Annotated in this window: 9 protein-coding genes; 7 read left to right on the top strand and 2 right to left on the bottom strand. The window is 45.6% G+C overall.

Annotation, left to right across the window (positions count from 1 at the left end; genetic code table 11):
* From U9P07_09805 to U9P07_09785, 5 genes are all read left to right on the top strand, one after another.
* Positions 1 to 1,137, top strand: a 1,137-nt coding sequence (locus U9P07_09805; GenBank protein MEA2109699.1) for a glycosyltransferase family 4 protein, incomplete at its 5' end; no start/stop codon positions are given.
* A 195-nt stretch (positions 1,138 to 1,332) separates the two neighbouring features.
* A complete protein-coding gene (locus U9P07_09800) occupies positions 1,333 to 2,091 on the top strand; it encodes a glycosyltransferase family 2 protein (GenBank protein ID MEA2109698.1) in 759 nt (252 codons plus the stop codon).
* Complete coding sequence (locus U9P07_09795) at positions 2,069 to 3,265, top strand: DegT/DnrJ/EryC1/StrS aminotransferase family protein (GenBank protein ID MEA2109697.1); 1,197 nt, start codon at positions 2,069 to 2,071, stop codon at positions 3,263 to 3,265. The genes U9P07_09800 and U9P07_09795 overlap by 23 nt, the downstream gene beginning before the upstream one ends.
* Positions 3,262 to 4,395, top strand: coding sequence for a glycosyltransferase family 4 protein (locus U9P07_09790; protein ID MEA2109696.1), 1,134 nt, complete (start codon positions 3,262 to 3,264; stop codon positions 4,393 to 4,395). Before U9P07_09795 ends, U9P07_09790 begins: the two co-directional genes overlap by 4 nt.
* Positions 4,396 to 5,934, top strand: a complete 1,539-nt coding sequence (locus U9P07_09785) for a lipopolysaccharide kinase InaA family protein (GenBank protein ID MEA2109695.1) — start codon at positions 4,396 to 4,398, stop codon at positions 5,932 to 5,934.
* A gap of 20 nt (positions 5,935 to 5,954) precedes the next feature.
* Here U9P07_09785 and U9P07_09780 read toward each other — a convergent pair whose 3' ends face one another.
* Positions 5,955 to 6,779, bottom strand: coding sequence for a sulfotransferase domain-containing protein (locus U9P07_09780; GenBank protein ID MEA2109694.1), 825 nt, complete (start codon positions 6,777 to 6,779; stop codon positions 5,955 to 5,957).
* Positions 6,780 to 6,935: 156 nt separating this feature from the next.
* Between U9P07_09780 and U9P07_09775 the strand changes: the two genes are divergently transcribed.
* Positions 6,936 to 7,514, top strand: a complete 579-nt coding sequence (locus U9P07_09775; GenBank protein ID MEA2109693.1) for an isoprenylcysteine carboxylmethyltransferase family protein — start codon at positions 6,936 to 6,938, stop codon at positions 7,512 to 7,514.
* 11 nt (positions 7,515 to 7,525) lie between these two features.
* On the top strand, positions 7,526 to 8,191 hold the full coding sequence (locus U9P07_09770; protein MEA2109692.1) for a hypothetical protein: 666 nt from the start codon (positions 7,526 to 7,528) through the stop codon (positions 8,189 to 8,191).
* A 16-nt stretch (positions 8,192 to 8,207) separates the two neighbouring features.
* Here the strand turns inward: U9P07_09770 and U9P07_09765 are convergent, their stop codons facing one another.
* Entirely contained in the window at positions 8,208 to 9,227 is a 1,020-nt protein-coding gene (locus tag U9P07_09765; protein MEA2109691.1) for a glycosyltransferase family 9 protein, read from the bottom strand.
* Positions 9,228 to 9,325 lie beyond the last annotated feature (98 nt).

Here is a 9,325-nt window from a genome sequence, read left to right as displayed (position 1 = left end):
ACTACCTGGCATTGGAGCTATTTGAAACCATTACAAAAAATGAAAATTCTCCACATCAATACTGAAAAAACCTGGCGGGGAGGAGAACAGCAGCTTCTCTACCTTATCTGTGGGTTAAAAAAAAGAAATATTACCTCCCACCTGGTCTGTCAACCTGCATCACCTCTGGAAGAAAAAGCCCGGGCCGAAAAGATAGAGACCTTTCCCGTGGCCATGCGTAGTGAGATTGACCTGCGAGCCGCTTATAAAATCAGGAAACTTATCAATAGATATCATTACGATATCATTCATTCTCACACATCCCATGCCCACACTATCGCTTTTTTTGCCGCTTTAGGAAGCAAAACCAGGCTCCTGGTTTCCCGCCGGGTCGACCTTTCCATTTTCCGGCACAGCTTTCTCCGCCTGAGCAGCATCAAATACCGATTAATGGCCGACCATTATATTGCCATTTCAAAGAAAATCAAGGATGTTATGGTAGCTGACGGCATCCCCGGACAGCATATCTCCGTAGCCCACAGCGGCATCGACCTGGAACGGTTTGCGACCACACCCCCAGACCACCTCATCCAGGAATTTAATCTTTCAAAGGATGATCCAATCATCGTCAACATCGCTCACCTGGCCTGGGTTAAAGGTCAGACACACCTGATCAAGGCTATTCCCCAAGTCTTGGTAAGGGTTCCGAACGCCCGTTTTTTTATTGTCGGTGGTGGTGAATTACTGGCTGAGCTCCAAGCTCTTGCCTCCTCCCTGGATATTGACCGGAATCTTACCTTTACCGGGTTTCGTGACGATGTCGGCGCTTTTTACCAGCTGGCTGATATTGTGGTCATGAGCAGCATTCAGGAAGGTCTGGGCACCGCCGTCATCGACGCCCTGGCCCTGGCAAAACCGGTAGTCGCCAGCAATGCCGGAGGGATCCCTGAAATCATTGAAAACGGGGTTACAGGAACCCTGGTACCCCCCGCTGATCCCCAAGCCCTGGCAGAAGGAATCATCGCCTATCTTGCCAACCCGGAACGGGCCAGACAAATAGGCTTGCAGGGACAACAAAAGGTCAGAAAAAACTTTTCCGTCGATCACATGGTTGAAAAAAATATTGACGTCTATCGGCAACTACTGATGGACTCATAAAAAAAGAGAAAGTTATTGACATCATTGAGGTTTTTTGAGCCAGCGGCATCTTCGAAAGGAACAGCATTAAAGGTCCGTCCCCAGTCCCGGAACTCGTTGACAGTTCAGGTAACAAAGTGATAGTGGATCGATATCCGGGTTGTGAGGAAGTCTTATTTCTGTAAAATTATACTATAAAACGGCAAATACCAACTCATGAAAATCAGCGGCATTGTCTTAACCTATAATGGGGAGAAATATTTACGGCAGGTCTTAACCCAATTAGAAAAAGCTGTGGATGAGGTTCTAGTGGTCGATTCCGGCAGTACGGACGAAACGGTTGATATTTTGAAAGATCTGCGGATTAAGCCTATTAAACATGAATTTGAGAATTATGGCCTCCAGTGCAGATATGCGGTGAAAAACGCGAAGTTTGACTGGGTACTGGTCGTCGACCAGGATGAAATTCTTACAGATGATCTCCTGGAAGAAATTAGACTACTAAAAATAAGCTCCGTAACAAAAGACGGCTACTACGTGAAGCGAAGTAACTACCTTTTCGGCAAATACATCAAGCATGGTGGCTGGGGAAATGACTGGGTTCTGCGTCTTTTCGACAAACACAAAGGAAAACATACGCCGGTAAATTTTTCCGTGGTCAAGGTAACTGGGAAAACGGGACGGTTAAAAAACCCCATAATTCATCATCCATACAACAGTATCGATGAATACCTTGACAAGGTGCAAAATTATGCCACCATAAGCGCCAGTGAAATGATGCAAAACGGCAAACGTTTCAAGTACCGTTATATCCTTTTCAACCCTCTTAATCGGATGGTGAAAAAGTATTTTTGGCAACGAGGATTCTTAGATGGCTTTCATGGCATCGTCCTGGCGGTTATATCTTTCTATTTTGTTTTTCTAAAATATTTAAAATTATGGGAATTACAAAATGTCCAGCATACCCGCAAGTGAAGGTGGAACATCGGTCAGGAATACTTTTCTGGTATTTGGCCGACCGGACATTCGTGAGGCTGAGATTGGCGAGGTTCTCGACTCCATCCGCTCAGGCTGGGTAGGAACAGGACCTAAAACGGCGCAATTCCAGGAAAATTTTAGAAAGTATGTAACCGCCAATTACGCGCAGGCGGTAAATTCCTGTACGGCTGCCCTCCATCTCTCTGTAATTGCCGGAGATATTCAAGCCGCGGATGAGGTAATCACGACGCCCATGACTTTTTGCGCCACCAGTAATGTTATTTGTCATGCCGGCGCAATACCAATTTTCGCCGATATTGACTTGGAGACCCTCAATATCTCACCTGATGCCATTGAGGCTTGCATCACTCCAAAAACCCGGGCTATTCTGCCGGTACATTTTGCCGGACGACCCTGTAATATGAATGCTATTCGTGAAATTGCCAGGAAACACAACCTTATTATTATTGATGATTGTGCCCACGCAATCGAAGCCTATTACGGACAGGAAAAAATAGGCTCAATGGCAGATTTTTCCTGTTTCAGCTTTTATGTCACCAAAAACATGACAACGGTGGAAGGCGGGTTGGTAACCACCAATAACGAAGAGGCCATCAGCAGAATCAGGCGGTTGAGCCTTCACGGTTTAACAAAAGATGCGTGGAAACGATTTTCCGACGATGGATACAAACACTATGAAGTAATAGAGCCAGGTTTTAAATATAATATGACTGACATTCAGGCGGCGTTCGGCCTGCATCAACTGCAGCGTATTGAAGAGAATCTCAAAATACGTCAGAAAATATGGAAAATCTATGACCAGGAATTTGCCTCACTACCAATCATACCACAATCTCCCACGGATTCGCCGGGACGTCACGCCCGACATCTTTACACTTTGATTCTGGATATAAACAACTTGCACGTCAGCAGAGATGCGGTGATTGATGCACTGACCAAAGAAAACATAGGTGTCGGCGTGCATTATATCTCGATACATAGACAACCATATTATCAGGATAGATTTGGAATTCCCGATAGCAGACTCCCAAACGCAACCTTCATTTCCGACCGAACGCTTTCTCTACCGCTATCCTCGGGAATGACCAAACAAGATACGTATGATGTAGTCACCGCGGTAAAAAAAATACTGAATTATTATAAACGATGAAAATTTTCCACCTGCTCAGCAACTGGAAATGGACTGAACGGTCTGAACCGGCAGTAGAGCTGGCGTTGTCAGAAAAAAAATTGGGGGCGGATATCACCTTTATCTGCGGGCGATCACCGAAAGAATCGGAAAACGACGTCGCTTACAACGCCCGTCTCAAGGGACTTGACAAGATAATAGAACTTGAAATGCCTAAACATTTCAAACTCAAATCAATTTTCCCTGACACACGAAATCTCAGAAAACTGATTAAAGAGTTGCAACCAGATGTGATTAACTGTCATATGCAAAATGCTCATCTAACTGCGGCACTTGCTGTTGGCAAGGCTCGGTTACCTTTGATCATCAGAAGCTGCTATCGGCCTGAAGGACCGGGAACCGGTTTTAGAAACAGACTCCTTTATACATATAGAACCTCTGGAACGATTGTAATCGGGGAGAAAGCCAGGCATAATGCCCTCAAACGATTCCATTTTTCAACAAATAAAGTAAAAATGGCTGCCCCAGGTATCGATATCGGTCGTTTTTCGCCAAAAAGGGATTTAAGTGATGGAGAAATAAATTTTGGCTTTGACCAGTCAAGCTTTGTCATGGGAATTGTGAGCCGAATCAGGGAGGCACGACGCCTTGACATTGCCCTGGATGCACTCCATATCCTCGCGGCAAGATATCCCCAGCTACGCTTTCTCATTGTCGGTCGAGGAAGCCGGGGAGCGGTGGAAAACATCATCATGAAGCCATTGCGAAAAATGGGGCTGGAAAACCGGGTATGCCTGGCTGGATACTGCCGTCATGACCGACTGGTGGCTGCCTATCATGCCATGGACGCCTTGGTCTACCCTATACCGGGAACAGATAAAACATGCCGAACCGTAAGGGAAGCCATGGCCGCCGGGGTGCCGGTTATTGCCCCCTCAACTGGATTTCTACCGGAACTTATCAGTAATGGTAACAATGGCTACCTCATTGATATGCGTAAAGATACACTTGCAGAGACTATCAGTTCCATGATTGAAAATCCCCATACTGTCGGCACATTATCAGAAAGGGCATTTAAAACCGCCCAAAACAGATTCAGCTCCTCTGCCAGGGCGGAAAAGACTCTTTCATTTTATGAGCACCTCAGGTGAATGGAAATAACGGCGTCTCCACTCTTAAAACCGACTTCACAAATGATCGCCCAAACAACCCAGCAAAATAATTCCCATATTCTTTCCCATGGATTAATTACCTCTTTGGAAGATGAGCTAGCCGGCTTTCAAATTTCTGTTACTCCTCTTCATCCAGATTTTAAGCTTGACTATCTCTTTTCAAGCTTAGTACGCTGTCACAAGATCAAAGATAGTAACCGGCGACAGGTATTTCTCTTTGAGACCTCCCTAGGTGATTATTTCCTCAAACTCAGCCGCCTGGACAGGGATAAAGACCGCTTCCGACATACAATCCTCCCCCAGCGCAAGTGGGCTGAATGGAAAAACCTCAAGCGGCTGCAGAAGCTTGATATAGAGGCGGCTGAACCGATAGCAAAAGGCAGCAGACCAAGCCCCCCTCCAAAAAGTTTTTTCATTTTGACGAAAAAGATCAACGGCAGACATGTAAACGGGCAAACCCTGTCAGAAGCCAGAGCCTTGGGAAAATACATAGCTCATCTTCATTCCCATGGCATCTATCATGCCGATCTCCATACGGGAAATATTATCATTAATCTCAAGAATCAACCGTACCTGATCGATGTCCAGGAGGTTTTCTTTCTCTATCGACTACCTCGATGGCTCAGAATTCGCAATTTGGGAAAGTTTTTTTTCAATTCTGAACATCCTTCATGGATGACGGAGTTTTTAAAGACTTACAATGTGGCCTTCAAACAGCCGGTAACCGAAAGAGAAGTTGAAAAAGCCGTTAGTGTTCATTTACGGCATCACCTGCACTCAAGAACAAACCGCTGCTGTAAAAACAGTTCTGAATTTGAGATTGTCAAAGAACCGCGGTTCAAAGGGTATAAAAAAAGAGGTTTTAACTGGGGGCGGCAGGAGTTAGAAAAGGCCTTACGGGAGGCAACCTCACTGAAAGAGGACCGGGTTTTCAAGTATCATGATCTTTGTATCAAAATTTATCCCCGGAAGTTGTTCCACCACGACCGGTGTTTCACCAGCTGGAAAATATCCCGAGCCTTTGAGATACTGGGGATCCCTGCACCACGGGCATACGCGTATTTTAAAATGGGAACCAAAAGTTATTTTTTATCAGAATTGCTGGTTGACAGCATGACGCTTAACGACTACCTCTCCTCCCTCACCAATAAACAGGAAAAACGCCGGGCGATTATAAAATTCGCCTTATGGATGAAAAAAATTCATGCTCACCAGGTAAGGCAGAGGGATTTTAAATCCGACAATGTCTTGTGTGAAAATGGTAACTTTTTCATGATTGATCTGGACAATGTCAGGATTGGTCGACTTACGGATAAACAGAAAGTCATCAATCTTGCCCAACTGAACTCATCATTGAGTAATATGATTTCCCGCAGGGATCGCTTACGTTTTTTTTACCACTACGCGACCAAAGATGAATGCTCAAGAAACCGTCGACGAAGCATATACAAAAAGGTGTGGGAAATTTCGCAAACAAAAACCACAAAAACATTTAACCTTGAACTGGAAAGATTATGAGAAAAAAAGGATTTAGCCACTTAATCCTTGACAACCAGCCAATGGTCCAGATCACGCCTGATCATGGCAGCAAAACTTAGAACCTGCTCACGATAGTACTCGATCACATTTTCCTGCATATCTACCGGCATCGAAGGATAGCGCCCCGGATTCACTGCCCCAGAGAAAACCGGATTAAACTCAGGGTCAACCCCCACAAACTCAAATAATTCCTTTGCCAGGTCATGTGGTCGCTCCCGAATATCATCAAAGAGAAATACCCCGATATCCGGGAAAGACCGGCGCCAGAAAGAAAGCAGATCGGCGTAATGTCCCTGCAGCCGGAGCCAGCGGCCATCCTCTTCAAACATCTGCTGAAACGGAACAATGCGCTTGTGGTTTCGCTCCCGGCGATTCCGCCAGAACCAGTAGTGAGACCACGCTCGTTGGATCGGATTGCGGAAAAAAGCAAGCACCTTTACCTTTGGATAACGCTTTTTAAGTTCATCCCGAGCCGACGGATTATTCCTCCAGAATAGAAGTTTTCGCCGCGGATTCCAATTCGGGTAGAACTCTTTTATGGCTGATTCAGGACGCGGAGAATAAATATAATTAACTGAAAACTCTCCGGCAATCCCGTCTCCCCGGCCTTGAAACCACTTTTCGTACCAGTCGTATCCCCGGTGAAAATGATGGATAAAAAAACTGATCTCCTTCTTTTGAATCAGAACCTTGGGATGCTGGGCCAGGATCTCCCCGGCCCAGGTGGTTCCACTCTTCTGAACACCGATACCGACGAAATCAGGCCCACGATTAACCCCTGTAACAACTTCCACAAAACCTCCTGATACATGTTGCTGTTTCATCCGCTCACCCTGCTTTTCCATATCGTTGAAAACTTTTCAAAGTAAACTGTTGACCTCCACAAGCCATATGTATTAAATTCCGATGATATTTTTTTAGGCTACCTTGAAAAATTGTCTTTAATTTCGGCATCTTTTTTGAATGAAAACGGTGAATATATGAGCGATTATCTGGACGCGATCCATGATCTTTTCAACAACCCTGACCTTCGTCGCAAGTTACTCCTGTTACGCTGGCCTTTACTGCTGCTTTTTCTGATCTTGTTGCTAAGCATGATCAAGCCGGAATTCTTCTGGGTTGGGCTGCTGGTTTCCGTGGCCGGCGAGGCTATCCAGATATGGTGTTTTGCCGCCCTCAAAAAGAAGAAAGTCCTGGCGGCCAAAGGCCCCTATGCCCTGGTCAGAAACCCCATGTATATCGGTCGATATTTTCTTATCCTGGGGGGAATAATGATGACCGGAAACATCTGGTTTATAATCGTATTTTCGGTTACCTATTATTTTTATATGGTCAACCGGGTCAAACGTGAGGAAAAGATATTGGTTGAGATTTTCGGTGACGCCTACCGAAACTATTGCCGGCAGGTACATCGTTTTCTGCCCTCATGTAAAAATGTAGATAACCATGAACTGTTTTTCTTCAAATGGGAACTGTTTTTCAAAAACAACGCTCACTTAAACCTGCTCGCCATGATTATCTGCTATCTGGTTGTCTATTATCTCCTGTTTCATTTTTGAACAGCAGAACCATGAAAACATATATCAACCGTGACCAGTTGAACCGACTTACATCACAGATCATTCAGCGGGGCAACTACGCTTCTCCAGAGATCTCTGTATATCTTATAAATGGGAATAAATGGGCGGTAAAAGACTGCAGTTGCATGCAGCCCTTTCTCAAGCAGATAATCGGCAGACGCTATCAAAATCGTGAAATCTCCATCTACAAACGTTTGGTAGGAGTTAAAGGTATTCCCTCATTTAAGGGAATCATTGACCAGGATGCTTTTGCCGTTGAGTTTATTGAAGGAAAAACCCTCTCGCGCAAGCTGGCACCGGAACTACTGAACAAAGCACTCGACAACCTCGAAAAAGTTATCAATGCAATTCATGAAAGAGGGGTCGTTCATCTGGACTTGAAGCAAAAAAGAAATGTTCTGGTTAAATCTTCCGGCCAGGTAGCGGTTATTGATTTCCAGTCTTCCCTTTTTTTCAGCCAAAGCCCATTGGGCCGCTTGATGATTTCACTGCTGAAAGGCAGGGACAAGGCCGGGTTGGTAAAGTTCAAGGCTAAATACGCCCCCGCTATTCTGACCCCTGAAGAGAAGAGAAAATATAAGCGAGATCAGATACTCAGCGGACTCTGGCCTTTCAGCCATTTGGGAAGACTGGTCAGGCAGATTTTCAAAAATTGAACCAGAATCAATAAGGTCAGCGATTCAGAGCTTCGTAAATCTTCCCTCTCACCTGGGTCACGGTAATTTTTCTCATACAGCGCCGGCTGAGGCCGGGGCATCGCTTTTTGTAGCACGGAGCACAGGCAACCCCTGACTGCACCACCAGGTGTTCACTGCCGTACGGAGCCACACGTTGGGCTGATGTGGGACCAAAAAGTGAAACATAGGGAGTTCCCACGGCCCCGGCCATATGGGCCGGCCCGGAATCAGGCCCAACCGCGACTTCCGCCACTTTAAGCACCGCGGCAACTTCCAGCAGAGAAGTCTTGGCAACCAAGTTGGTCAACGACGGGGAATTAATATCCTCGGCAAGTTGCAGTGAAAGTCCCTCCTGGGAACGATCACCCAGAAGGACAACCTGCCATTCGCCGGAATCAATGAAATGTTTTGCCAGATCACGGTAACCTTCGAAAAACCAGTTTTTTGATTCCCAGGAAGATCCTATGACTACGGCAACAATGGGACCATTAATATCAGAAAGAATATCCGGCAAAACCGACTTGAAATCAAATGATGAAAATCCAAAGTCAAGTACAGCCGGAGCAGGCAAGCCAAGATATTCGGTAAATTTCAGGTAATGCTGTACTTTTGGCAGCCGATCACTGAAAAAATCGATTTTTTCATTATTGAAAAGCCAGTTGAATTCTTTAGCGTTACGGCGATTAAATCCCACCCGTCTTTTCGCCCGCGAAAGTAATGAGAAAAAACCGCTTTTAAAATGCCGCTGCAGATCTAAAGTAATATCAAAATGTTCCTGATCCAGAGCCTTTTTCAACTGCCATAGCGCTGTCATACCCTGGTCGCGCTTAAAAACGAGTACTTTATCAATATCCGGATGAATGGTGACCAGTTCTACCCATTTTGGTTCCACCAGCCAGGTAATTCTACTGTTTGGCAGATTTTTTTTAATCTGGGATACGAGGCTGAGGCCACGCACCACATCCCCAAGTGAACCCATGAGAATAATCAGGAATGCTTCGCCTGTTTGTCGCACTGGTTTGCACCTCTGCTTCGCTTGCGCCCTGAGCAACAGCGAGGAAGTGCCCTTGGGGTGCTTCGCACGGGGACAGAATTGAATTCTGTCCCCACATC

It is taken from the genome of Pseudomonadota bacterium (genome assembly GCA_034660915.1).
Lineage (GTDB): Bacteria > Desulfobacterota > Anaeroferrophillalia > Anaeroferrophillales > Anaeroferrophillaceae > DQWO01.
Note: the sequence above shows the minus strand (reverse complement) of the source record. Positions and strands in the feature narration are given on the sequence as shown.

Excerpts from the sequence above, each read along its gene's own strand:
- U9P07_09785 (MEA2109695.1), top strand. The coding sequence starts at position 4,396 with ATGGAAATAACGGCGTCTCCACTCTTAAAACCGACTTCACAAATGATC.
- U9P07_09795 (MEA2109697.1), top strand. The coding sequence starts at position 2,069 with ATGTCCAGCATACCCGCAAGTGAAGGTGGAACATCGGTCAGGAATACT.
- U9P07_09790 (MEA2109696.1), top strand. The coding sequence starts at position 3,262 with ATGAAAATTTTCCACCTGCTCAGCAACTGGAAATGGACTGAACGGTCT.
- U9P07_09780 (MEA2109694.1), bottom strand. The coding sequence starts at position 6,779 with ATGAAACAGCAACATGTATCAGGAGGTTTTGTGGAAGTTGTTACAGGG.
- U9P07_09775 (MEA2109693.1), top strand. The coding sequence starts at position 6,936 with ATGAGCGATTATCTGGACGCGATCCATGATCTTTTCAACAACCCTGAC.
- U9P07_09800 (MEA2109698.1), top strand. The coding sequence starts at position 1,333 with ATGAAAATCAGCGGCATTGTCTTAACCTATAATGGGGAGAAATATTTA.
- U9P07_09770 (MEA2109692.1), top strand. The coding sequence starts at position 7,526 with ATGAAAACATATATCAACCGTGACCAGTTGAACCGACTTACATCACAG.